Here is a 24,167-nt window from a genome sequence, read left to right as displayed (position 1 = left end):
CGGTGATTGTGGTTGCCCGCATCCGCTCATTGCGAAATTTACTTGACGCTACAACTAAATAGTGTTCGGATGGATGCATACGTCGGCAAGAAGGGTCTCGTGGCATTCGCAACCAGGATGCGTACGGGCTACTGAATTTGAATAGGTTGCAGATCCGTTAGGGCGCGAACCGCACTGGCGAACCCGAAATGCACAGTTAGGAAATCCCATGCAGTTTGGAATCATGTCGGTCAGCGACGTTACGCGTGACCCGATTACGGGTCGTACGCCAAGCGAAGCCGAACGCATCCGCGCCATTGTCGAAATCGCCAAGCACACCGAGGCGGTGGGGCTCGATGTGTTTGCCATCGGCGAGCACCACAACCCGCCGTTCTTCTCGTCGTCACCGACGGCGCTCCTGGCAGCGATTGCGGCGCAAACCGAACGGCTCATCGTCACTACGTCAACGACGTTGATTACGACGAACGACCCGGTGCGAATCGCCGAGGAATACGCCATGCTGCAGCACATCTCGGGTGGCCGCATGGATCTCATGCTCGGGCGTGGCAACACTGCACCCGTGTACCCGTGGTTCGGTAAGGACATTCGCGAGGGGCTGCCACTCGCGCTCGAAAACTACAACCTGCTGCACCAGCTGTGGCGCGAGGACGTCGTGGACTGGCAGGGGAAGTACCGCACGCCGCTGCGCGGTTTCACTGCAACCCCACGCCCACTCGACGACGTGCCTCCCTTTGTTTGGCACGGTTCTATTCGAACGCCAGAGATTGCCGAACAGGCCGCCTATTACGGCAACGGTTTCTTCGCGAACCACATCTTCTGGCCGTCGTCGCACACTAAGCAAATGGTTGACCTCTACCGCGAGCGCTTCGCGCACTACGGCCACGGCGAGCCACACCAGGCAATTGTCGGTCTTGGCGGACAGGTGTTCGCAGGCAAGACCACGCAGGAAGCCTTCGAACGGTTCCGTCCGTACTTCAACGAAGCGCCGGTATACGGACACGGTCCATCGCTCGAAGACTTCTCGACGCGCACACCGCTGGCCGTCGGTAGCGTCCAAGAGGTGATCGACAAACTGATCGGGTTCCACGACACCGTGGGCGACTACCAGCGCCAGCTCTTCTTGCAAGACCACGCGGGGCTGCCCCTCGAAATGGTGCTCGAACAGATCGAGATCCTCGGTACCGAGATCATCCCGGTCGTTCGCAAGGAACTCGACTCGCGTCGCCACCCGTCGGCAGCACCGGCACCTACGCACGCGGGATTGGTGCGCGCAAAGTACGGCGATCAGGAACCGCGCCAGCCCGCACCCAGCGCCAATCGCGGCGACAACGTCACTGGCGGTTCACCGTATCTTGACGGTGCGGCCACCGACGTCTTCGACCACGACTTCGACCTGTAATCAGCAGTATCGTGGGCGGTGGCGGGTGGCAGAACGCCGCGACCATCGCCCATGCTGCATCGCGCGGTAATCGTGCGCGAAGCCGCATCCAGTACACAGACCATCGCTCGTAGAAGGCAACCCACATCTTGATCACCGACCAGCAGCCAACCACCGCTTCGACGCCCTCGACCGTGCGGTTAGTTGTGATCAGCGCTGGCACCGGCACGCCCTCGTCGACGCGTATGGTCGCTGACCAGATCGCGACCGCGACGGCACGGTTTGCGCAGGATGCGGGCTCGGCAGTTCAGGTGCACAGCGTCGAGCTGCGCGAGATGGCCGCCGATATCGTCAGCACGATGTCCACCGGCGTCCTTAGTGAGTCGCTCGAGACGCTGACGAAGTTCCTGCACGAGGCCGACGGTGTCATCGTCAGCTCACCGGTGTTTAAAGCAAAGGCGAACGGACTGTTCAGCCTATTCGTGCAGGTGCTCGAACGAGACCTCTTTATTGCCAAGCCCGTTGTGCTTGCCGCCACCGCCGGTACCAAACGTCACACCCTCGTTGTCGACAGCGACATGCGCACGCAATTTGCGTACTTGCGGGCGCTCGTGACGCCAACGTCGGTATTCGCCGCGAGCGAAGACCTCAATACCGAAGAGCTCGAGCAGCGCATCCAGCGTGCTGCTGCCGAACTCTGGGTACTTATTCGCTCGGGCGCGGGGCCGCAGATGCGCGCGCTTAGCGAAGGTAACTACAAGACGGACTTCGGCAGCACTGCGCAGCAGGGGCACGCCATCGATTTCGATACGGATCTGATGCGGCTCGCGACCGGTGGCAGTCTCGCCGAATAGCGATGTCGCGGCTTCGGGTTGACGCTTCGTTGCGTTGGGTCGCTAAGTAGCGGTCTAATCGCGTTGGCTGCGCTTGGTTGTGTGGCGCGTAGCGGTCGCAGTAAGCGGGCCTTCGGGCCATGGATGTTTCGGGTAGCGTCCGCGCATTTCTGCACGCACCTGCGCATACGGTCCCGCCCAAAATGACGCGAGATCGGCCGTCACCGCGAGCGGTCGGCGAGCGGGCGACAGCAGGTGGCACAGCACCGGTACGCGGCCATCGAGAATGCGCGGGGTTTCGACCAAACCGAAGCATTCCTGCAACTTGGCGGCGAGAACTGGGGGAGCATCCGCATCCGCCGAGACCTCTGGATAGTCGAGGGCAATGGCAGACCCCGAAGGCACCCGCAGGCGCTCGGGTGCGAGCTCATCGAGCCGCACGGCCTCCGGCCACGGCAGCAGCCGTTGCAGCGCGCTCGCGCAATCGATGTTGGTGACCGGGGTGCCAGCCGCGAGCAACTCGACTTCGGGAAGGAACCACTCGTCAAACCGTGCCGAAAGGCCGCTGTCAGTGACGTCTGGCCACGGTGCCCCAAACGTACGGTGCAGCAGAGCGAGCCGTCGACGCAGGTGTTCCGCCGACTCAGACCATTGCAGCCATGACCAGCCATCGGTGCGGATGCGTTGCCGTACCGCTTCGCTTGCCAGGTCGGGCGAAAGCGCCCCGTGCTGTTCGTGCAGTACGATCGCGCCGAGCTGCTTGGTGCGGCGGGCGCGAAGGCGCTGCTGATGCCAAATTGGCTGCGTGGAATCAGTGATTAGGTCGCTGCCGAGCGCAACCGCGAGCGTTTGTGGAATCGGCGCTGCGGCACGAATGCGAGGCGTGGCCCCTGCGCCCTGTAGCTCGGCAATCGCCAGCCACTCCGATTGGCTCAGGCTCGTCGAGTCGCAGCGGGCGCCGACGCCGGATGCGAGCAGATAGTTCGTGCCCGACGTGCCGGGTGCCGCGTTATCGGAGTTGGGGCGGCGGCGGGCAATGCGTTCGGGGTAGGCGAGCGCGACCACGGTCGCGATCGCGGTATCTGGGTCGGTCGGGCGGCCCGATTGTGTGCTGCCGTGCACGATGTCGGTGAATGAGGCGGCATACTGCTCCGCGAGACTCGTGAACTGGCGGACATCTTGGCGCCATCGGCCGGCGGAGCGCGCATGTCCCTGCTGCAATTGCCGCAACAGCGCAGCGAGATCTCCCGCCGGGGCACGTTCATCGCCCGAAATCATGGCGACAAGTTCGGCGGCACGCTTCGCGCCCAATCGTGGCCCGCCCAGGAACAGTGCCCGACCAAAGCGGGGATGCGTTGGAGCGTCGCTGAGGGCTCTGCCCAGCGGGGTCAGCTTGCCGTCGGTGAGTGCACCGAGAGCAGCCAGCTCGGCGAGAGCCGCATCGCGGATGGGTGCCGGCGGCTGCTCGGGCAGGATCTCGGTGTTGCATTCACTCCCGTGCCAGGTGGCAAGCGTGAGTGCGGCTGATGTGAAATCGCCGGTGGCAACCTCGGGTAGCGGGTGTTCGGGCATCGCACCCCAAGTGGTGTGGTCGAAGCAGCGAATAACTAGTCCTGGCCCGAGGCGCGCCGCGCGTCCGGCACGTTGGGTGGCAGCGGCGCGGGATGCGGGCACGGTAACGAGCGCGGGTACGCCGCGGGATGCATCCAGTCGCGGTTCGCGTGACAGTCCCGCATCCACAACGACGCGAACCGAGGGCACCGTCAGCGAGGATTCGGCGATGGAGGTTGCCACAATGACCGCAATATCGGCGGTGTTCCGTAGTACTGCCTGCTGTTCGGCCAGCGGCAGGCCGCCGTGAAGTGGACGTGCCGGGATGCCCGCTGCGGTGATGGCGTCGGCGATCGTGGCAGTGTCGCGGGCGCTCGGTACGAACGTTAGTACCCGCCCGCCGTCCATGAATGTTTGTGCGCGACCATGTGCATCCACACTTGCGCGAACCACATGCGCCACAAAGTCGCGATCTAAGCCTCGCTCGGTAGTTCGGTGTCCGCGCACCGGGCGCCATTCGACCTCAAGCGGATGCAATTGCGATGCGACTTCGAGGACTTCGGCATCGAAGTGCGTGGCCCAGCGCTGTGCCTCAACCGTTGCTGACATGGCAACAACGGTGAAATCGTCGCGCAGCAGTGCAATCTCGCTGCACATTGCCGCAACCAAGTCGCTATCCATAGAGCGCTCGTGGATCTCGTCAAGCACGACCGTGCTGATTCCGGTGAGTTCTGGATCTTGCAGCATGCGACGCACGAGCAGACCGTCGGTGACGAACTCCACCCGAGTTGCGGGGGAGGATTTGCGGTCACCGCGCACCGAATAGCCGACGAGCTCGCCGAGTTTGGTGCCGCTGAGTTCAGCCAGGCGAGTGGCGGCTGCCTTGGCGACGATGCGGCGCGGCTGGGTAACCACGATCTTGCCCGGGCGCACATTGGCGATGGCAGGTGGCACCACCGTGGTCTTACCGGTGCCGGGAGGCGCGACGACCACCGTGTTCGCGGATGCGGTACGGCAGCGTGCTTGCAGCTCGGGGATGAGTGCTCCCGCCGGTAGATCGTGGGCGATCACCGCCAGGTCGAACGGAGGCGTTGGCAACGAAGACATGTTGTTGGTCAGGCTCATGCCGCCGTGAAGCTTAAGCAACGTGGAGATTTGCCGCTGAAACGCGATGCGGGGCAATGCCGCGTGAAAGGTGCAAACTTGTTGCTGATCAGGCTATTTGGACCGACTAACACTGGAAAATCTGAAACGTTGAGCGCACTGGGAGGAAGTTGCAACGATTTCATGGTTTGATGTCGGTTGAATGTCGTTCATTTAATCAAGGAGGATCAATGGCTGACTTCACAGCGGTCAACCCTGCGACCGGCGAAGAGCTCGCGACTTACACTAATGCAACCAACGCTGAGGTTGAGCAGGCCATCGAGAAGGCATTCAACGCCTTCAAGACCTGGACCATCAACACCACCGTTGCTGAGCGCGCTGAGCTGCTTGCTCGCGTCGCAAAGCTGCACGAAGAGCGCGCACAGGAACTTGGCGAAATCGCTGCCAAGGAAATGGGCAAGCCAATCGAGCAGGCCATTGGCGAAGTTGAGTTCTCGGCTGCCATTTTCCAGTACTACGCAGACAACGCGGAAGAGTTCCTCAAGGACCAGCCGATCGAAGCGTCGACCGGTGGCTACGCGGTAATCCGCCGCCAGGCACTCGGCCCGCTGCTCGGCATCATGCCGTGGAACTACCCCTACTACCAGGTTGCACGTTTCGCAGCACCGAACATTGCGCTCGGTAACCCGATCCTGCTCAAGCACGCAGGCTCGACCCCGGGCTGCGCACTTGCAATCGCCAAGATCTTCGAAGACGCTGCATCGCCAGAAGGCGTTTACCAGAACATCTTCGTCGGCCACGACCAGATCGAACCGATCATCGCTGACGACCGCATCCGCGGCGTTTCGCTGACCGGTTCGGAGCGTGCCGGTTCGATCGTTGCCGAGCAGGCTGGCCGCCACCTCAAGCGCGTTGTGCTTGAGCTCGGTGGTGCTGACCCATTCTTCGTTCTCGACGTTGACAACCTCGACGAGGCTGTCGAAGCCGGTGTTGCTGGCCGTATGGAGAACTCGGGCCAGGCTTGCAACGCTTCGAAGCGTCATATCGTGCTTGCGAAGGACTACGACGCGTACGTCGAGAAGTTCACCGCAGCGATGCAGGCACTCAAGGGTGGCGACCCAACGCAGGAAGGCATGGATTACGGTCCCATGTCGTCGCTGAAGGCTGCTGAGGGTATCGAGAAGCAGCTTCAGGAAGCTGTTGCTGCCGGTGCAACCCTCGTTGGCGGCGAGCGTGACGGTGCGTTCATCAAGCCTGGTGTTCTCACCAACGTCACCCCGGACAACCCGGTCTTCACCCAGGAAATCTTCGGCCCAATCGCCATGATCTTCTCGGTTGAAAACGTAGACGAGGCAATCGAACTGGCAAACAACTCGCCGTTCGGTCTTGGTGCAATCGTCTTCACCAACAACGAAGAAACCGTTGACCGTATTGCTGCAGAGCACGAGACCGGCATGGTCTACGTCAACGAGGTTGGTGGCGAACTCGCTGAGCTGCCATTCGGTGGCGTTAAGAACTCGGGCTCGGGCCGTGAGCTCGGTCCAATCGGTATCGACGAGTTCGTTAACAAGAAGCTGATCCGTATCAAGGCTCGTCCGCAGGCCTAGGTCGGAATCGAACACTTCGTTCGAAGCTGATAGCGGAGGGCGTCACGCTGAGCGTGGCGCCCTCCGTCATTTTCCGTGCCCGGCTCGTAGCCGGTGATGGGCGTTGCGTTGTCGTCATTCGCTTGCAGCTTGGAAACGATTGCACGTGACACACTTGCGGCATGACTTCGATCTCGCCAATTTCGACGGTGCTCGGTGCAAATGCTGGTCTTCAAGGTCGGCCGTTGGTCGTGCTGATGCACGGATACGGGGCCAATGAACAGGACCTGCTCGGTGTCTTGGTGGAACTCGGTATCGGTACCACCGATGAACGTTTCGACTGGATCTCGGTGCGCGCGCCACTCACGGCAAAGGGTCAGGGATACGCCTGGTTCCCGCTGGAAGAGGTGATGAAAGTTGGCGACGAACAAGAATCGCTCGACACCGACGCGATTGACGCATCCTGCGCCGCCTTGGTCGAACTGCTTGATGACATTGCACCAGACGTTCCAGTTATTCCGATCGGATTTTCGCAGGGTGCGGTGATGGCAATTGAGCTCCTGCGTGCCGTACCCGAGCGAGTGCTCGCGGCGGTTGCGTGTTCGGGTTTCGTCGTGCCGAGTGCTGGTGACCAGGATGCGGAACTCACGCAGTTGCGCCGCCCGGTGTTCTTCGGTTGGGGAGACCGCGACGAATCGCCGATCCCACAGCAGGCGTTCCCGCAATCAGCGCAGTGGCTCAAGGAACACACCAACGCTACGGTCAAGAACTATCCCGAGCTCACCCACGCGATTTCGCCTGAGGAGATTGCCGACATCACGGCGTTCCTCAACACCGTCGAGCTCCCTGCAGCACAGTAGCGGGTACGAGTGTGGTCGTTCGCACTCGTACCGACCACACTCCTAGCCGGCCACGCACCTGCCTGCCCTGCAGGCCATGGCTTGCTGCCAGCTGCGCGCAGGCCCGGGCACGCGATGCCCGGACTATTCACCCGGGTCGGCTGCGCGCAGGTCAATCGTGCTGGACCGGTCCGGCAGCACCCGTACCGCCAATTGCGTGGGGATTCGCTCGTGCATGGCTGGCACGTGTGAGATCACTCCGACCGTGCGCCCAGAGCTGCGCAGTTGCTCGAGCGTCTGCATCGCAACTTCAAGGGTTTCCGCATCGAGCGAACCGAAGCCTTCGTCGATAAAGAGCGTTTCGAGGGCGAGCCCACCGGCATTGCTCGAGACTACGTCGGCCAGTCCCAAGGCAAGCGACAACGAAACGAGGAACGTTTCACCGCCAGAGAGCGAAGTTGTTGAGCGTCGCTCGCCGTTGTAGACGTCAATGACGTCGATGCCCAACCCGGACTGCGCGGCATGGCAGACACGGTCGTCATCGAGCACGAGCGTGTAACGACCCTGGGTCGTTTCTTTAAGACGTGCGTTTGCCGCCTCCAGAATTGCCTCGAGGTGGGCCGCGAGCACAAAAGCTTCGAGGTGCTGCTTGCGTTCGTTCTGGCCCCGCAAATCACCGGCAAGCCGACTCCACAGTGCCGCACCCGACTGGAGCCGGTCATAGTCGTGCAAGAGTTCGCGCGCACGATCCAGTGTGTTCTGCTCTGAACGTTGCCGTTCTTCAGCCACGCTGTACCGATCTCGCGCGTGGTCGCGCCGCTCCTGTGCGTCGCGTAATTGTGCCTCGCTCGGAGCGAGATCGACAAGCGCTTCGGGCAGTGCGGCAATATCTGCACGCGTGAGGAACGTCTCGGCTGTGCGCATCGCGGTCGTAAAGTCTTCGAGCTTCCGTTCGACAGCAGTCGCCTCGGTGGTTGACATGATGCCGGAACGGACGGCTGCAGCGTCGGTGAATGGGCTCGCGGCGATTTTCGTATCGGCAATGTCCTGTGCACGCACGGCTTCTCGCTGTGCGGTGATGTACGTCCGAAGCACATCTAGCATCGTGGCGAGCCCCGTGCGCAACTTCGTGCTTACGGCTTGTTTGCGTTCGAGGGATGCGAAGGCTCCCGTCAAGGCGGTGCGCCTTGCGGTCAGCTGCTCGACTACTGCCGATAGTCGAACGTGCTGATTTTGGTGGGCATCGCGCTGTTCGCGTGTCGACTCGATCGTCGACTCGAGTTTGGCCAGCTCTTGCTCGCAGCGTTCCAGCTCCTGGCGCGCAGTTCGTTGTTCCGCGGCAGCGGCATCCAAGGTGTTGATACGAGCCTGGATTTCGGCGACTTCAATTGCGGCCTGTTCGATGCTCCACCCGGCCGCGCTGTGGGTCAGGGACGCGAGCTCAAGGTTGATGCGATCGCGTTCGGCGCGTGCTGCATCAACGGTGCGCTGTGCCTTGGCACTTTCTGTCGCTGCCGCATCCAGTTGCGCCTGTTCAATGATCGGCTGATCTTGCGCGGCCGGCCGCGGATGCGTCGTGGCACCACAAACGGCGCAGGGCTCATCTTCGCGAAGGGTTGCTGCAAGCTCTCCGGCTGCGTTTGCGAGTTTCGCTTGGATTAGGCGCTGTTCCGCGTCGATCGCGTGCTGCTGCTGTTGCAGTGCGTTGCCAAGGGACACTTCGGCTGCGTTCAACGTTGCCGTGCAGCCGGGAATGGCGTTGGCCGCAGCCTGGTGGCTGAGCGCCACCTCGAGCGCGGCCTCGACTGACTCACGCGCGGCAAGCTTGGCCGTGCATCCGTCAACCACCTCACGATGCTCGGCAATCCTTGCTGGTAGCAACGAACGCTGCGCGACTAGCGACTCGACGAGCGCGCTGGCGGTTTCGAGGTTCGCCTGTGACTCGGTCGCTTGTTTGGTGGCAGTGGCGATCTGGCGGTTCAGGTCGTCGGCATCCGCGAGTTCACGAACGACCGCACCGAGTGCATCCACCGCCTGTTGCAGCGGTTCGGTGAGCGCTTCGAACCGGTCAATTGTGGCAGACACCTCGATTGGTTGGTCGGCTTCGTCGAACCGGATGCCTGTGGTCACGAGGTCGTGCACGTCGCTGATGCTGAGGTCGTCGCGTTCTTCCTGCGTGACCGACGCAAATGCGCAGATGAGGTCATCGCGACGTCCCGCCAACGCAGTACGTTGCTGCGAACATTCGTTCGCGCGATCTCGCGCGGTGGTCACATCGTCAATGACGAGTAACGCCTGACGGTGAAGATCGAGGGGGACTCGGAGTTCTTGGTCGATCTTTGGCTGCTGCAATCGCAACGTCTCGCGTTGTTCACGGTGACGGTTTCGTTCTTGTTGCTGCTGGTAGATCGCTTCTTGTTTGCGATGTCCTTCGACGGCGGATTCGTAGGCTTCGGTGGCAGTCGCAACCGCCGTATTCGCGGCGGCAACGGCATTGGCATTGTCTGTTGCTCGATTCGCAATGTCAGTTCGCGTGAACGGGGCACTTGATGTAGTCAGCGGCTGTGCCTCGGCCTCGTCATCGGAACGAAACAGCTGCAGCGCGACCTCGTGGAGCCCGTTCATATTGGCTTCGACCTTGCTGCGCACAGCACCTTCGCGAACCTGCGCGAGATGCGCGAGGTCAATGAAACGCTGGGTTCCAAACAGTGAGCGCAGCAACTCTTGGCGGTCCTTGGAGCTCGCGTGCAAGAACTCTTGAAAGCGGCCCTGTGCGAGCATGATGACCTGCAGAAACTGTTCGGCGTTGAGCGGGAACAATTCGCGCAGGATGCGCGCAATCTCCGCGATTTTGGTGCTCAACACCTGCCACTGACCGTCAATGCGTTCGGCGAGCTCCTGCTCGGGTTTGGTCTCCACGACCTTGTTACCGTGCTTGCTCTGGCGGAGGTACGACGGTGCACGGGTGATCCGGTAGTCAGTGCCTCGATGCGTGAACTCGAGCACCACGCGAGTGGGCTCATCCGGGGCGGCAAAACGGCTACGAATCTGACCCGTCTTATTCCCGAATCTCGGCACGCGATCATAGAGCGCGTACACGATGGCATCAAGAATGGTGGACTTGCCCGAGCCCGTCTTACCGGCAATGAGGAACAGCCCCTCGTCGGCAAACGTCGTGAAATCCACACGCTGTTTGGTGCGATAGGGGCCAAACCCGGCAAATTCAACACTGACAATTCTCATCGGTCTGCCGCCTCCACTGCCAGTTCATCTAGTAGCTCGTCGATACATTCGAGTTCCCGCGTCCAATTGGCATCGTTGGTGGCATCGCTGCCGCCGCGCACGTGCTGCAAGAACGCGATGATCCGATCGCGATCGCTCGTGGCCTCGGCAAGCGTTTCTCGATAGGATCTCGGCGCATCTTGTGGTGATCGCTCGGGGATATGCACGAGGTGCACCGTGAACGGAAAGCGTTGACGGAGCCTGGACATGGCATCCAACGGGCGCTGATTGTCGGTGAGTGTGACCTGGAGCCATGAGTCCGTGTGACACGAAAGGTCCGCATCGTCCAAGAGATCGTCGAGCTTGCCGCTAATACGTGCCAGCGGGCGGGGAACCGGGAACTGCAGCCATTGCGCGCCAGCAAAACCCGCGGCATCCAAATCAACAAGCCACGCACCGCGTTCGGCGCCGGTCTCGCTAAACGAATAGTGCAGGGGCGACCCCGAGTAGCGAATGCGTTCGGTCAGGTTCATGCGTGAGTGGATGTGACCAAGCGCGACGTAGTCAAACGGCGCGAAATGGTCGAGCGAAACGACATCGAGTCCACCCGCGCTGAGGTCGCGTTCGAGATCGGCACCGGGGACGTCTTGCCGGACACCGGCGGCAAAACAGTGCGCCAGCACGACGCTGCGAGGTTTGCCGGTGAGAGCATCAGCCAACTCGCTCGCCGACACCTCAGCGGCGTTGAGATCTTCGCGCACCTGCTGCAATGCCCATTGCATGGCCTGGTCTTGGGTGCGAACTTCGGCGGCTGATTCGCCCGCGCGCGTCCGCACGATTGCCGGTTCCAAGTAGGGGACCGGGTAGAACCGCACACTGCCGTGCTCATCGTTAAGCACCACCGGAGTGCAGGGGGAACAAGCATCGGCGCCGAAATACACGCCGCCTTTTGCAGTCAGCGGCGACATGTAGCGCAGTCGCTCGGCGGAGTCGTGGTTTCCGCTCGAGATGATGACGATGGCACCCGCTTCGCGAATCTCGGCCACCAGCTCCGTCAGCATATTGAAGGCCCATGCAGCCGGAATAGTGGAGTCGAACACGTCACCGGCGACCGCGACCACATCAATGTGGTGTTCGCGAACCCAATTCGGGATGCACGCCAGTGCCGTCTGCAGGTGGTCGCGAACCGACTCACCATGAAACGTGCGGCCAATGTGCCAATCGGAAGTGTGCAAGATGCGCATAGCGGAAGCGTATCGGCACCCTGCGACATCGATCCTGATCCGCCGGTCGAGGTGGTCCAGATCGCGGCAGGAATGGCGGGCGGGGATTGGTTAAGCGGGCTCAGTCACGAAGTCGATGAGTTCTTCAACCCGGCCGATTACCGACGGTTGGAGATCGGTCCAGGTCCGTACCTGACCCAAGATGCGCTGCCAAGCGCGGGCGATATCAGCCTGCTCTTGATTCGGCCATCCCAGTGCTGCGCAAATGCCGTGCTTCCAAGACTGTCCCTTTGGGATGACGGGCCATTCGCGCATCCCGAGCCGCTCCGGTCGCACGGCCTGCCAGACATCGACATAGGGATGTCCAACGATTCGCACGCAATCGGCACCGAAACGGGCGGTGATCGCCTGCGCAATGCGGGTTTCCTTTGAACCGGGAACGAGGTGGTCGAGCAGCACGCCGACGCGACGTGAAGGCGACGGATCGAAGGCCGCGAGCACTGCATCCAAGTGGTCTGCACCTTCGAGGTACTCGACGACGACGCCTTCGATGCGCAGATCATGTCCCCAGACCTTTTCGACAAGCTCCGCATCGTGCCGACCTTCGACGAAAATTCGTCCGGCTCTGGCCACGCGAGCGGTGGCGCCTTCGACATAGACCGATCCGGATGCGCTTCGCGTCGGTTTCTTTGGTGCCGCTGCGGCAAACGTGAGGGTTACGACCTTGCCGTCTTCATCAAGAAAGAGGGCGTCTCGCGGGAATGCTCGACGGGTACCATCGACGTCTTGCAAGGTGAGTGTTTCCCGAGTGGCAGCGGCCAGCTGTCCAAAAAACTGCGTAGTAGACTCTTCCAACCACATGCCGCGCTGTGCCTGTACTTTACGAGGTGCACGGGGCTTCCGGGACTCGCGCATCTGCGCAACCGGGTCAAGGTCATACCGCTCATCCATGATGAGCGCGAGTGTACTGGGAAACTCACCGAATCTTGTGGTGCCACTACGGTACGCTTGGAGTTCTCATGAAGCAGGAGGATTACATGTCGAATCTCGACGATCACGCAGGCGCTACGCCGGCGTTCCCCGGCAGCCAGGCTGGCTCGGGTCAATCGTCGACCATGTCGTTCACCGGCGACTTTAGTGCGCAGCTTGCCGCGCTGATCGCTGGGGGAGTCTCCAAAGAAGAAATGGACTCGATCGGTGCTCTGCCATCCGGTTCCGCGCTGCTGATTGTGCGACGCGGTAACAACGTTGGCGCACGATTTCTGCTCGACACTGATTTGCAGATCGCTGGTCGTCACCCGAACGCCGAGATCTTCCTCGATGACGTTACGGTCTCGCGCCGTCACGCCGAGTTCACGCGTAACGGACGCACGTTCTACGTGCGCGACCTCGGCTCGTTGAACGGTACCTATTACAACGGCGAAAGCATCAACCAGGTCGAGCTTGCCAACGGTGGTGAAGTCCAGATCGGTAAGTACCGACTCACGTTCTACGCATCTCCGCTCGACGTTGCACCTACCGCTAGCGCGAACATCCTCTAACCAATGAGTAGCGTCGCCATTCGATCCGGTGCTTCCGGATCCATTCCGAAACTCTCTATTGGGCAGGTGCTGCAGCGCCTGGCGTCAGAGCACCCTGAACTCACGCCGTCAAAGATTCGCTTTCTCGAAGAGCAGGGACTGGTGCATCCGGCGCGAACGGCAGCCGGCTACCGAAAGTTCTCGGAATCCGATGTGCAGCGCATCCGTACGGTGCTTTCCCTGCAACGGGACCACTACCTGCCGCTCAAGGTGATCGGTGAATACCTGGATGCGATTGACCGTGGCGAGACCCCTCCGGTTCCCGGGGTGGCTCCGGCTGCGACGTCATCATTGACGACCGGCACGCCGCTAACGCGCGAGGAACTGCTGCGCCGCTCGGGAGCGAGCCGTGAGTTGCTCGACAGCGCACATTCGGCCGGCCTGATCGTTCGTACAACCCGCTACGGCGACGACGAACTTGCACTGCTAACCACGCTCGTGACGCTGGACCGTAACGGTATCCAGCCGCGTCACCTGCGCCCATTCCGCACCGCGATGCAGCACGAGCTTGGGCTCATTGAGCAGGTCGTGAATCCGATGCTGCGTAAGAACAGCAAGGCTGCGCGCGAGCAGGCGGAGCGGAAGATGGTTGAGCTTTCGCAGGCACTTCAGCAGGTGCGGGGTGCCATGCTCAGTCAGGGGATGCGCGACCGCCGTCAGAGTTAAGGTCGCATTCCGGTGGCCCGCTGCCGTTTTGTGTGGTTTTCACATCACAGTTTGATCTCAACCTTTGGTTGAAGGTTAGAGTTCCGGCGAGTCGCCACAGAACACTCGCGATCTCTGACACGATCACAACGTTGTGATTACACCCTCGAAGTTCTGCAGGCACTGACCTAGACTGTGGGAGTCGAAGAATGTTACGCACAACCGGTGGGCGCGCCTCGCAATTGCGCGAGCGGCTCCCACTACTGTGACAATCAGGCGAACGACAAGTAAGTGCGGCACTACACGGCCGAGAAAGGTGGCGTCATGGGCGCGGACAACAGCGCAAACGGGCCAGCCCTGCACGATGGGCTCCTGTTCACCGACGGACTGCCAGACCTCGACCCGAACGAGGGCTACCGCGGTGCAGTGGCCGCCAACGTTGCTGGGATCACCTACCGTCAGCTCGACTACTGGGCACGTACCGGTCTGGTTGAGCCAAGCATCAAGAACGCTGCCGGTTCCGGATCGCAGCGCCTTTACTCTTTCCGCGACATCCTGGTGCTCAAGCTCGTCAAGAACCTGCTGGCAACGGGCATCTCGCTGCAGCAGATTCGCGTCGCCGTAGAACAGCTGCACAACGCCGGCGTTACCGACCTGGCACAGACCACCCTCATGTCCGACGGTGCGAGCGTGTACTTGTGCACCTCGAACGACCAGGTCATCGACCTCGTTCAGCGTGGTCAGGGCGTATTTGGTATCGCTGTTGGCCAGGTTCTGCGCGAAGTTGAATCGAACCTCGTTGAGGTTGAAACCGATCGCGCTCAGCCGATCGACGAGCTCGCTGAGCGCCGCAAGAACCGCGCGAGCTAATCCGACCTACGGGCGGCGGTACCCACCGCATCCCATGCACATGCCGCTGTTTCAATCACTGCAGCGTGCGAGACGCGATCGCGTTGCGAGGAATACTCGTGGCAGCGGTCGCGTTATCGTTTGAGAAGATCGGCTACGCAGCACTGCGGCAATTATGGAGGCGACTGGCATGAGCGAAACGGCAGCAAGCGAAACAGAACTATCGTTCGAGGCCGGCGCACCAACCGAGCTCTTTGACGTCATCGTCATCGGCGCGGGATCCGGCAACAGTATTCCAAGCCCAGAGCTCGCGGGACTCAAGATTGCCATTGTCGACGACGGCCGTTGGTTCGGCGGCACTTGCCTCAATGCCGGTTGCATTCCAACCAAGATGTTTATCCACCCGGCACGTTTGGTCAGCCACCTGCGCGACGCGGCACACCTCGGCGTTACCGGCACCGCATCCGCCGATTGGGCCGCTGTTCGTGCCCGCGTATTTGGTCGAATTGACTCGATCTCACAGGCCGGGGAACAGTATCGCGCCAGCGGCGAGCCCAATGTGTCGCTCGTTCGTGAACGCGTGCGCTTTGTCGACGAATCGACGCTGGTGACGGCCAGCGGGCGACGACTGCGCGGCCGAGCACTGGTGATCGGCGCTGGATCACGCCCGCGGGAATTGCGCGTGCTGCCGTTCGGCCCGCGAGTGATCTCGAGCGATGATGCCCTGCGACTCGAAACCCTGCCCGAGCGAATCACCATTATTGGTGGCGGTGTGGTCGCCTCGGAGTTCGCCTCGCTCTACCACGGCTTCGGCGCCAAGGTCACGCAGCTTGTCCGCTCGACGGTGCTTAGTTCGTTGGATGCGGATATCCGCGCAACATTCGTCGCGCAAGCAGGTGCGCAATGGGATATTCGCGAACACCATGACGTTGTTGACGCGACCATTCCCGATGACGCGACTTCGCCCATCCGTCTCGTGTGCAACACGGGTGATGTGCTGGAAACCGACCTGGTACTGGTCGCAAGCGGCCGTGTGCCCAACAGCGACCGGCTGGGCACCGAAGTAGCCGGTTTCGATCAGGAGTTGAACGGTCGTCTCGTCGTGGACGCCCACCAGCGAGTCCTGCGCGCGGGACAGGCACTGCCAAACGTGTTTGCCATGGGCGACATCGCCAACCCGCACCAGCTCAAGCACGTCGCTAACCATGAGGCACGCGTCGTCGCCGAGAACCTGCGTCGGACACTCGTGGCCACTAGCGATAATGAAGAGCTGGTCAGCAATACGCTGTCACCGGTGCCACTCGCCGTGTTCAGCACTCCCGAAATCGCCAGCTTCGGTGCGACGCTGACCGAAGCGCGTGATGCGGGAATTGACGCGGTTGAGGTGCGGCAAGACTACGGTGGAACGGCTTGGGGATGGGCGCTGGAAGACCAGCATCATTTTGCAAAACTTGTGGTGGACCGCGTGCAGGGGCAAATCCTGGGCGCACATATCATTGGCCCCGACGCCGCCATCCTGCTGCAACCGCTCGTTCAGGCAGCCGCGTTCAACATGCCGGTCCAGGGGCTTGCACGCGGACAGTATTGGCCGCATCCGGCTGCAACAGAAATTATTGAAAACCTGCTGCTCAACGCGAAAGAGGAATGCAACGCATGACCGTGCGCAAGATCCGCTATTACGGCGACCCAGTGCTTCGAACTGAAACCGACCCAATCCGCAAGATTGACGAGAACGTTCGTGCACTGGTAACCGATCTGATTGACACCACAAATATGGACGGCCGCGCAGGCGTTGCCGCCCCGCAGATTGGTGTCTCGATGAGTGCGTTCAGCTACAACGTCGATGGCAAGGTCGGATACGTCCTCAACCCCGTACTCGAAGCAGTCTCGGGCGAGCCCCGCGAAATCGACGAAGGCTGCCTTTCGGTCCCCGGGCTGTGGTGCAAGACCAAGCGCTACCCATACGCACGTGTGCGGGGCCACGACCTCGACGGCAACGAAGTGGTGCTTGAAGGCGAAGGCCTAATGGCGCAGATGCTGCAGCACGAGACCGACCACCTCAAGGGCACGGTCTACGTCGACACCCTTAGCAAGGATGAGCGCCGCCGTGCCTTACGCGAGATCCGAGAATCGGACTGGTTCTAGGCCGCTTGGTGCGGCTTCGTTCATGGCCGCGCGTGAGCGAGTACACGTACAGACGCCCGCATCCAAGCCGATGGATGCGGGCGTCTGTGTTGCTGCAGCTACGGTAGTTGCGCGCTCGAGACACCTTCGTAGAGGGCTTCGACCTCGGGCATGATCTTCTTCATCACGATGTGACGCTTGATCGAAAGCTTCGGCGTTAGCGTGCCGTCTTCGAGGTTGAACTCGTAATCGAGGATCTTGAACTTTCGGATCGACTCGGCGCGCGACACCGTCTTGTTCGCGCGGTCGACGGCCGCCTGCACGTGGTGCAACACGGCTTCGTTCGTTGCCGCTTCGGCGAGCGAAATGTCGGGGGAGACGCCCTTCGACTCGAGCCACGCGGGAAGCGTTTCGGAGTCGAGCGTCATGATGGCACCGATGAACGGCTTGCCGTCACCGACGACAACACACTCGCCGATGATTGGGTCGGCGCGCAGAATGTCTTCGAGCTTCGACGGTGCCACGTTCTTACCACCAGCCGTGACGATGAGGTCCTTCTTACGTCCGGTAATGGTGATGTAGCCGTCCTCGTTAAGTTCAGCGAGGTCACCGGTGCGGAACCACCCATCGGCGGTGAATGCCTCGGCCGTGGCGTCTTCGTTCTGCCAGTATTCTCGAAAGACATTGAGTCCCTTGACGAGCAGCTCACCGTCTTCGTCAAGGCGAACGCTGCAGCCAGGAATCGGTGGGCCAACCGTGCCGATCTGAAAGTTGCTGGGCAGGTTGACCGAGAGGGGCGCGGTGGTTTCGGTGAGTCCGTAACCTTCGAGAATGATGACACCCAGGGCACGGTAGAAGTGGCTCAGGAATTCACCCAGCGGTGCCGAACCGGAAACCGCGTGGCGAACATTGCCGCCGAGGGTGGCGCGAAGTTTCGAGAAAACGAGCTTGTCGTAGAGGCGGTACTGCATCCGCAGCAGGAACGGAACCCTGCCCGCATCCAGCGCGCGCGAATAGGTGACGCCCACGCGCACGGCACGGATAAAGATGGGTTTCTTACCCCCGGTCGTGGCCTTCTGCAGTGCCGAGTTGTAGACCTTCTCAAACACGCGCGGAACCGCGAGGAGGAATGTCGGCTTGAACGTACCGAGGGCTTCGACAAGTTCCTTGGTGTTGGCCTGGTGCCCCACACGAATACCGTTTGAAATGCACATCACCGAAATGAATCGGGCGAACACGTGTGCCAGCGTGACGAACAGCAGCGTTGAGGCACCTGGCGCGTCGACAATTTCGGCGAGCGACACGCTGATGTTGTTCGAGAGGTCAACGAAGTTCGCGTGCGTCAGTACGACGCCCTTCGGATTACCGGTGGTGCCGGAAGTGTAGATCAGCGTGGCGATGTCATTGCCAGTTGCGCGGCTGCGAGCGGCCTCAAGGGTTTCGTCGGAGACTGACGCGCCGGCCTCGCGCAGGCGGTCGAGCGCACCCTCGTGCAATTGCCAACGCCACTTGAGTGCGGGCTTGTCGCCTTCGATGTCGTCGTACTTGGCGGCGTGCTCGGCCAGGTGCGACATGAATGCGGTCGCGCCCGAATCCGTCAGGATTCACTCGAGCTGCTTAGGAGAACTCGTCTCGTAAACCGGAACCATGACGGCGCCCGCGGTCCAAATAGCGAAGTCAACGAGCGTCCACTCATAGCTCGTAAGACCCATGAACGCGATTCGGTCGCCCGGCTGCACGCCTTCGGCGATGAGTCCCTTGGCGATGGCGTTGACATCGCGGGCAAACTCACTCGCGGTGATGTTTCGCCAGCTGGAGCTGTGTGCAGCGTCCGGCACTGAGAACAGAATGCGCTGCGGGGTCGCATCCACTCGCTGCTTGAGCAGATCGGTGACGTTGTTCGTGGGCGCAGCTGGGCGAACCGAGGGGGTTGCCGATTCGATCACTGCACCACCTTCGCGGGTCACGAGGGTATTCGATGTTGTCATTTGGTTCCTCCGTACTGCCGATGGTGCGAAGACTCACGCCCTTGTGTGCTTTCGCAATGACCTGTTGCGGATTTCCGCAACACATCCGTAGCTTCGCAGTGTTGCGGCGCCACATCGACCCCATCGAAATCGTTTGGGATAGCGATTTCAAATTCCGGACCGATAGTGAAAACAGCGTCGGTAGTAAATTTGTCGTGAACATCCTAGTCACCAATGCAGGATCAAACAGGTGTGGATGTGGTGTGCCCGCATATTTATTGCACTGGTTCGTGTGCGGTAGTGGGTGGATGCGCTGCGTTTCGTGCTCGGGCACGATCGCTGGAGTCTGATGGTCGGGGCATTCCCTGCCTGGGTATGATGGCAGTCGCGAAACGAGAGGTATTTCACGAATGTTCTATTGGCTGCTCAAGAACGTGTTTGCTGGCCCAGTGCTACGCCGAATGTTCGGCCCAAACGTTGAAGGCGCCGAGAACCTGCCGAAACACAAGGGCGCGGTGATCTTCGCGTCGAATCACCTTTCGGTTATCGACTCGTTTTTGCTGCCACTCGTGCTCAAGCGCCGGATCTATTTCCTGGCCAAATCCGAGTACTTCACCGGCAAGGGAGTCAAGGGAAAACTCACCCGTTGGTTCTTCTTGGGTACGGGAATGCTGCCGATTGACCGATCCGGCGGCAAGGCATCAGAAGCCTCGCTCAAGACCGGACTCGAAGTGCTTAATCGGGGCGACTGGCTCGGTATCTATCCGGAGGGCACTCGTAGCCCGGATGCACGCCTGTATCGCGGCCGTACCGGAATCGCTCGCATGATTCTTGAATGTGAGCAGCCTGTTCAGGTGGTGCCCGTGATCATGGTGGATGCCGAGAAAATCATGCCGATTGGTGCCAAGCGCCCGAAGCCGGGCAAGGTAGGTATTCGTTTCGGCAAGCCAATGGAGTTCACGCGATATCAGGGGATGGAACCCAACCGGTTTATTCTCCGCGCAATCACTGACGAGATCATGTCGGAAATCGCGGCCCAGAGCAATCAAGACTATGTAGACGTATATGCCTCGTCGGTAAAGAATCGCCAGACGCAGGCCACAAGGACGCAAAACTCATGACAAACGACAACGCAACCGCAGATGACCTGAAGACCGCAGAGCTGGGACTCGACGCCTGGCGCGAGCTGCCGATTCGGCAGCAGCCGACTTGGCCTGATCTTGCTGCAAAAGATCGTGTTATCAGCGAGCTGAAGACCCGCCCGCCACTGGTGTTTGCTGGCGAAGTAGACACGCTGCGGGAACGACTCGCAACCGCCGCCGCCGGTGGCGCGTTTGTGCTGCAGGGCGGTGACTGTGCGGAAACGTTTGCCGGTGCGACCGCTGACAAGATCCGCGGCCGAGTCTCGACACTGCTGCAAATGGCGCTCGTGCTCACCTACGGTGCCGCAATGCCCGTGGTGAAGATGGGCCGCATGGCTGGCCAGTTCGCCAAGCCGCGGTCGAAAGACACCGAAACTCGCGATGGCGTAACGCTGCCTGCTTACCGCGGCGACATTGTGAACGACTTTGCGTTCACACCCGAGTCGCGTATGCCCGACCCCGCTCGCATGCTTGAGGGCTACCACACTTCGGCATCGACGCTGAACCTGATTCGTGCGTTCACGACCGGTGGTTTCGCCGACATGCGCGAGGTCCACAGCTGGAATCGTGGCTTCGCGAACAACCCAGCAAACGGTCGATACGAGGCGATGACCCGCGAAATTGACCGAGCATTGGCGTTTATGCAGGCCACCGGTGCCGACTTCGAGGCGTTGCGCGAGGTCGAGTTCTTCATCGGGCACGAAGGCTTGCTGCTCGAGTACGAGCGGGCTATGACTCGCATCGACTCGCGCACGCAGCTTCCGTACGATGTGTCGGCGCACTTCATTTGGATCGGCGAACGTACTCGCGATCTGGACGAAGCCCACATGGACTTCTTCGCTCGTGTCCGTAACCCAATCGGCGTCAAGCTCGGGCCGACGACCGATCGTGACACGGTGCTACGCATTATGGACAAGATTGACCCAGAGCGTGAGCCAGGTCGATTGACTTTCATTACCCGTATGGGTGCCGGCAAGATTCGCGACGTACTTCCAGATCTGCTCTCAGCTGTTGCCGCTGAAGGTTCGACGCCGCTGTGGGTTACCGATCCCATGCACGGCAATGGGTTTACCACAGAGCGCGGATTCAAGACGCGACGGTTCGATGACGTTATGGATGAAGTCCGCGGCTTTTTCGAAGCGCACCAAGCCGCAGGCACGCATCCCGGCGGTATTCACGTTGAGCTCACGGGTGATGACGTTACTGAGTGCCTTGGCGGGGCGGAACTCATCGACGAGGACGGCTTGGCTACGCGTTACGAGTCGCTGTGCGATCCGCGACTCAACCACCGTCAGTCGCTTGAACTTGCGTTCCTCGTGGCTGAGCTGCTGCAGCAGCGCGCATAATTCGAGGCCCGTAGTAATCGGGATGAACGGGGTGGCTCCTTCGGGAGCTGCCCCGTTTCGTCGTTATCAGTGCCGGTGGTCGCTCACTGACTTGCCTGGCTGAGTTTGATAACGCGGTGGTGGTCGAGGCTTGCCATCGCGAGGATCGAGCCATTGCGTCTGACACAGCACGGCTCGCGGAACCTGAGCCCGTTAGTTCGAGTCTCGTTAGAACGTGAACGTGGCTTCGATCGAAACCGATGAACCGCGCTCGATCTTCTCACCGGCGCCTGGAGTCTGACGTGAGACCTTCGCATCCTTCAACAGCACCTGCGGAATGCTGTGGCTTACCTTGAAGCCTGCATCCTCGAGTGCCTTGATCGCGGCCGGAGCCTTCTTGCCGACGACATTCGGCACTTCGACCAGGTCTGGGCCGAGCGAGACGACAAGATTGACTGTGTCGCCGGGACGCATCGGATCTGCGCTTGCTTCTTGGGAGATCACGATGCCGGCTGGAACCGTTGAAGAGTGCTGTTCGGCGATGACGGCAGCTTCGAGGCCGCGGGCCTTCAGCGTCGCCTTAGCTTCCTCGACACCCTGGCCTGCGACATCGGGCACGCTGCCGGCTGACACCACCAGGCGAATTGGCTCTTGTTCGAGCATTTCGACCGGCAGCGGTTCACCGGTCTCGGTGGTGCCGCGAATAACGTGATCTTCGGCAACGTCCGAGAACTCGCGAGAGTGCGTCGCCGGGTCAACGACGAATCCGGCATCGGTGATGACCTTTTCGGCCTCGCTCAGGGGGAGGTTCGCGACTGCAGGCACGGTGAGAGAGCGGGGACCGGCCGAGATTTCAAGCCCAACGACCGATTCCGGCGCCAGGTAGCTACCACCGGCAGGATCGGTCGACATGACCGTGCCCTTTGGGTATTCAAGCGAGTTCGTTTCGGTGATATCACCCACGACAAAGCCTGCGGATTCAATCGACGCAATCGCCTCGTCTTGGGTGAGGCCGTTCACGTCAGGCACCGCGTCATACGAACCCGGCCCGAATCCGTTCCACCAACCAAAGCCGGCCGCGCCGAGCGCCAAGAACAGCACGACGAATGCGGCCACGACGCCGGAGCGGCGCTTCTGCCGGTTGATGCGTTGGAGTCGACCCGCTGCCGACGCCTTCGCCGTCGGAGTTGCGGGAGCGGGCACGATTGCGCCATCGATTGCGCCAGTCGGCTGGTACAGCGGCTCTAGCGACTCGCTCGTGGCTGCCAACAGCTTGGTTTCGTTGTCGGCCGCAAACTGCGCTGCGGCTTCCGGTGGCAGGGGAGCGCCGCCGCCTGCGCTGATATCGCGTTCTGCCTGTCGTAGTGCGGCGAGCATGGCGCCAGCATCGGCGGGGCGATCAGTTGCCTGTCGCTCGGTCGCCCAGATCACCAGATCGTCAAGCTCTTGCGGCACGTCTGGTTGCGCTTCGCTCGGCGCGGGGACGTTGTCGTTCGCGTGGCGGTACGCGATATTCACCGGTTCGTCGCCACGATACGGCTGCTCACCAACCAGCATCTCGTACATCATGATGCCGGCCGAATAGATGTCACTGCGCACGTCGGCCGTGCCCTTGGTGACGAGTTCTGGTGCCAGGTAGGCGATCGTGCCGAGCAGGACTGAGCCGGAAGCGGTGTTTGCGGTCGCGGCTCGCGCCAGGCCGAAGTCCGAAAGCTTGATGCGGCCGTCGTCGGCTAGCAGCACATTTTCGGGCTTGATATCGCGGTGGATGATGCCCTGACGGTGCGCGACCTGCAGGCCGGCCAGGACTGCATCCATAATGTCGATGGTCTGTTCGACGGTCAGTCGGTGGTGGTCGTGCAGCAGGTCACGAAGCGTGATGCCCGGCACGTACTCCATGACGATGTACGCCAAACGGCCGTCTTCGCCCTGGTCGTACACATTGACGAGATTCGGATGCGCCAATCGCGCGGCAGCGCGAGCCTCGCGAATGAATCGGTCGCGAAACGCGTCGTCTGCAGCCAGGTTGTCGTGCATGACCTTGATCGCCACACGACGTTCGAGGCGGACATCCGTGGCGACATAGACGGTCGCCATGCCGCCGCGGGCGATAAGCGAACGCACCTGGTAACGGCCATCAATAAGACGGCCGATGAGTGCATCAGAATTCGCTTGGGTCACGCTGGCAGCGTAGTCGGTACGGGCAAGCGATAAAGAGCAAAACTCCGCAAGCTGCGATTTCGTTAGCTTAGATTCTGACGGGATGCCGTTCGGCAGTCCGATCCGTGGTCGCACCGAAGGCTGAGGTGCGGTTCCGGTCGCGAACACCGCCACATTCTGCAACGATTGACAGCGTGCACGAGAATTCTTCTGACGCAGTGTTTGCGTCCTATGAGTGGCTAGACCTTCCAACCGCTGCCGAGCAGCTCGGTGTGTCTTCGGGCCGGTTGCACCGGCTGATCGAGGATCACTTCTTGCTCGCGGCCAAACACGATGGCGCCATGGGCATCCCCGCACTCTTTATTCGTGACGGTGAGCCGCTCGCCGGCCTCCGCGGCACGCTCACCCTGCTTGAAGATCACGGCGTAACCGGTCGCGAAGCCATGATCTGGCTGCTGTCTGAGGATGACTTCATCGGCGCGACACCGATCGAAACGTTGGTCGCCGGTCACAAGTCCACGGTTCGCAAGGCTGTGCAGCTCTTTATCGACTGAGCACCACTTGCTGGCGCATCTGCGTCGGACGAGTAGTCGGAATGCAAGATGGCCCGCCCCATGTCTGGGAGCGGGCCTTTTGCTC

Annotated in this window: 17 protein-coding genes and 1 pseudogene; 12 read left to right on the top strand and 6 right to left on the bottom strand. The window is 61.1% G+C overall.

The annotated features are described in order from the left end of the window. The first annotated feature begins 208 nt into the window (after positions 1-208). Complete coding sequence (locus tag ZBI01S_RS01935; RefSeq protein WP_066055445.1) at positions 209-1,399, top strand: CE1758 family FMN-dependent luciferase-like monooxygenase; 1,191 nt, start codon at positions 209-211, stop codon at positions 1,397-1,399. 128 nt (positions 1,400-1,527) lie between these two features. Beyond that, complete coding sequence (locus ZBI01S_RS01930; RefSeq protein ID WP_245610499.1) at positions 1,528-2,232, top strand: CE1759 family FMN reductase; 705 nt, start codon at positions 1,528-1,530, stop codon at positions 2,230-2,232. A gap of 54 nt (positions 2,233-2,286) precedes the next feature. Here the strand turns inward: ZBI01S_RS01930 and hrpB are convergent, their stop codons facing one another. Further along, the gene (hrpB, locus tag ZBI01S_RS01925) at positions 2,287-4,887 is read right to left on the bottom strand and encodes an ATP-dependent helicase HrpB (protein ID WP_245610498.1); all 2,601 of its coding nucleotides are present in this window, start codon (positions 4,885-4,887) and stop codon (positions 2,287-2,289) included. Positions 4,888-5,096: 209 nt separating this feature from the next. Between hrpB and ZBI01S_RS01920 the strand changes: the two genes are divergently transcribed. After that, positions 5,097-6,473 (top strand): NAD-dependent succinate-semialdehyde dehydrogenase, encoded by a 1,377-nt coding sequence (locus ZBI01S_RS01920; RefSeq protein WP_066055442.1) that lies wholly within the window; start codon positions 5,097-5,099, stop codon positions 6,471-6,473. A 161-nt stretch (positions 6,474-6,634) separates the two neighbouring features. Next, positions 6,635-7,312 (top strand): alpha/beta hydrolase, encoded by a 678-nt coding sequence (locus ZBI01S_RS01915; RefSeq protein ID WP_066055439.1) that lies wholly within the window; start codon positions 6,635-6,637, stop codon positions 7,310-7,312. 123 nt (positions 7,313-7,435) lie between these two features. On the opposite strand, the gene ZBI01S_RS01910 is transcribed toward ZBI01S_RS01915, so the two are convergent. The 3 genes from ZBI01S_RS01910 to ZBI01S_RS01900 form a co-directional block, all read right to left on the bottom strand. Then, positions 7,436-10,534 carry an AAA family ATPase gene (locus ZBI01S_RS01910; protein ID WP_066055435.1) on the bottom strand — a complete coding sequence of 1,033 codons (3,099 nt, stop codon included), beginning with the start codon at positions 10,532-10,534 and terminating at the stop codon, positions 7,436-7,438. Beyond that, positions 10,531-11,757 carry an exonuclease SbcCD subunit D gene (locus tag ZBI01S_RS01905; protein ID WP_066055432.1) on the bottom strand — a complete coding sequence of 409 codons (1,227 nt, stop codon included), beginning with the start codon at positions 11,755-11,757 and terminating at the stop codon, positions 10,531-10,533. Before ZBI01S_RS01905 ends, ZBI01S_RS01910 begins: the two co-directional genes overlap by 4 nt. A 90-nt stretch (positions 11,758-11,847) precedes the next feature. Continuing rightward, positions 11,848-12,687 (bottom strand): DUF3097 family protein, encoded by an 840-nt coding sequence (locus ZBI01S_RS01900; RefSeq protein WP_066055429.1) that lies wholly within the window; start codon positions 12,685-12,687, stop codon positions 11,848-11,850. Between the two features lie 86 nt (positions 12,688-12,773). Here ZBI01S_RS01900 and ZBI01S_RS01895 point away from each other — a divergent pair, with 86 nt between their 5' ends. From ZBI01S_RS01895 to def, 5 genes are all read left to right on the top strand, one after another. Further along, positions 12,774-13,277, top strand: a complete 504-nt coding sequence (locus ZBI01S_RS01895; protein ID WP_066055699.1) for an FHA domain-containing protein — start codon at positions 12,774-12,776, stop codon at positions 13,275-13,277. Positions 13,278-13,280: 3 nt separating this feature from the next. After that, a complete protein-coding gene (gene ftsR, locus ZBI01S_RS01890) occupies positions 13,281-13,982 on the top strand; it encodes a transcriptional regulator FtsR (protein ID WP_066055426.1) in 702 nt (233 codons plus the stop codon). A 303-nt stretch (positions 13,983-14,285) separates the two neighbouring features. Continuing rightward, complete coding sequence (locus tag ZBI01S_RS01885; RefSeq protein ID WP_066055696.1) at positions 14,286-14,831, top strand: MerR family transcriptional regulator; 546 nt, start codon at positions 14,286-14,288, stop codon at positions 14,829-14,831. Positions 14,832-15,000: 169 nt separating this feature from the next. After that, on the top strand, positions 15,001-16,467 hold the full coding sequence (locus ZBI01S_RS01880) for a mycothione reductase (protein ID WP_159421342.1): 1,467 nt from the start codon (positions 15,001-15,003) through the stop codon (positions 16,465-16,467). Beyond that, positions 16,464-16,955, top strand: coding sequence for a peptide deformylase (def, locus tag ZBI01S_RS01875; protein WP_066055421.1), 492 nt, complete (start codon positions 16,464-16,466; stop codon positions 16,953-16,955). The genes ZBI01S_RS01880 and def overlap by 4 nt, the downstream gene beginning before the upstream one ends. Positions 16,956-17,053: 98 nt before the next feature. Here the strand turns inward: def and ZBI01S_RS01870 are convergent. Then, a pseudogene (locus ZBI01S_RS01870) lies at positions 17,054-18,922 on the bottom strand (AMP-dependent synthetase/ligase). Between the two features lie 389 nt (positions 18,923-19,311). Between ZBI01S_RS01870 and ZBI01S_RS01865 the strand changes: the two are divergent. Both ZBI01S_RS01865 and ZBI01S_RS01860 read left to right on the top strand, forming a co-directional pair. Then, positions 19,312-20,022, top strand: a complete 711-nt coding sequence (locus ZBI01S_RS01865; protein WP_066055418.1) for a lysophospholipid acyltransferase family protein — start codon at positions 19,312-19,314, stop codon at positions 20,020-20,022. After that, a complete protein-coding gene (locus ZBI01S_RS01860) occupies positions 20,019-21,389 on the top strand; it encodes a class II 3-deoxy-7-phosphoheptulonate synthase (protein WP_066055414.1) in 1,371 nt (456 codons plus the stop codon). Before ZBI01S_RS01865 ends, ZBI01S_RS01860 begins: the two co-directional genes overlap by 4 nt. Positions 21,390-21,596: 207 nt before the next feature. Here the strand turns inward: ZBI01S_RS01860 and pknB are convergent, their stop codons facing one another. Next, a complete protein-coding gene (gene pknB / locus ZBI01S_RS01855) occupies positions 21,597-23,549 on the bottom strand; it encodes a Stk1 family PASTA domain-containing Ser/Thr kinase (RefSeq protein ID WP_066055411.1) in 1,953 nt (650 codons plus the stop codon). 173 nt (positions 23,550-23,722) lie between these two features. Here pknB and ZBI01S_RS01850 point away from each other — a divergent pair, with 173 nt between their 5' ends. Next, entirely contained in the window at positions 23,723-24,082 is a 360-nt protein-coding gene (locus ZBI01S_RS01850; protein WP_245610497.1) for an Rv2175c family DNA-binding protein, read from the top strand. Positions 24,083-24,167: the final 85 nt, after the last annotated feature.

The organism is [Zimmermannella] bifida NBRC 103089, from assembly GCF_001570925.1.
Lineage (GTDB): Bacteria > Actinomycetota > Actinomycetes > Actinomycetales > Microbacteriaceae > Gulosibacter > Gulosibacter bifidus.
The sequence above is the reverse complement of the archived record's forward strand: the minus strand, read 5'-3'. Positions and strand labels throughout refer to the sequence as shown.

Coding starts and splice junctions, on each gene's coding strand:
- ZBI01S_RS01935 (WP_066055445.1), top strand. CDS start 209: ATGCAGTTTGGAATCATGTCGGTCAGCGACGTTACGCGTGACCCGATT.
- hrpB (WP_245610498.1), bottom strand. CDS start 4,887: ATGAGCCTGACCAACAACATGTCTTCGTTGCCAACGCCTCCGTTCGAC.
- ZBI01S_RS01920 (WP_066055442.1), top strand. CDS start 5,097: ATGGCTGACTTCACAGCGGTCAACCCTGCGACCGGCGAAGAGCTCGCG.
- ZBI01S_RS01915 (WP_066055439.1), top strand. CDS start 6,635: ATGACTTCGATCTCGCCAATTTCGACGGTGCTCGGTGCAAATGCTGGT.
- ZBI01S_RS01910 (WP_066055435.1), bottom strand. CDS start 10,534: ATGAGAATTGTCAGTGTTGAATTTGCCGGGTTTGGCCCCTATCGCACC.
- ZBI01S_RS01905 (WP_066055432.1), bottom strand. CDS start 11,757: ATGCGCATCTTGCACACTTCCGATTGGCACATTGGCCGCACGTTTCAT.
- ZBI01S_RS01900 (WP_066055429.1), bottom strand. CDS start 12,687: ATGGATGAGCGGTATGACCTTGACCCGGTTGCGCAGATGCGCGAGTCC.
- ZBI01S_RS01895 (WP_066055699.1), top strand. CDS start 12,774: ATGTCGAATCTCGACGATCACGCAGGCGCTACGCCGGCGTTCCCCGGC.
- ftsR (WP_066055426.1), top strand. CDS start 13,281: ATGAGTAGCGTCGCCATTCGATCCGGTGCTTCCGGATCCATTCCGAAA.
- ZBI01S_RS01885 (WP_066055696.1), top strand. CDS start 14,286: ATGGGCGCGGACAACAGCGCAAACGGGCCAGCCCTGCACGATGGGCTC.
- ZBI01S_RS01880 (WP_159421342.1), top strand. CDS start 15,001: ATGAGCGAAACGGCAGCAAGCGAAACAGAACTATCGTTCGAGGCCGGC.
- def (WP_066055421.1), top strand. CDS start 16,464: ATGACCGTGCGCAAGATCCGCTATTACGGCGACCCAGTGCTTCGAACT.
- ZBI01S_RS01865 (WP_066055418.1), top strand. CDS start 19,312: ATGTTCTATTGGCTGCTCAAGAACGTGTTTGCTGGCCCAGTGCTACGC.
- ZBI01S_RS01860 (WP_066055414.1), top strand. CDS start 20,019: ATGACAAACGACAACGCAACCGCAGATGACCTGAAGACCGCAGAGCTG.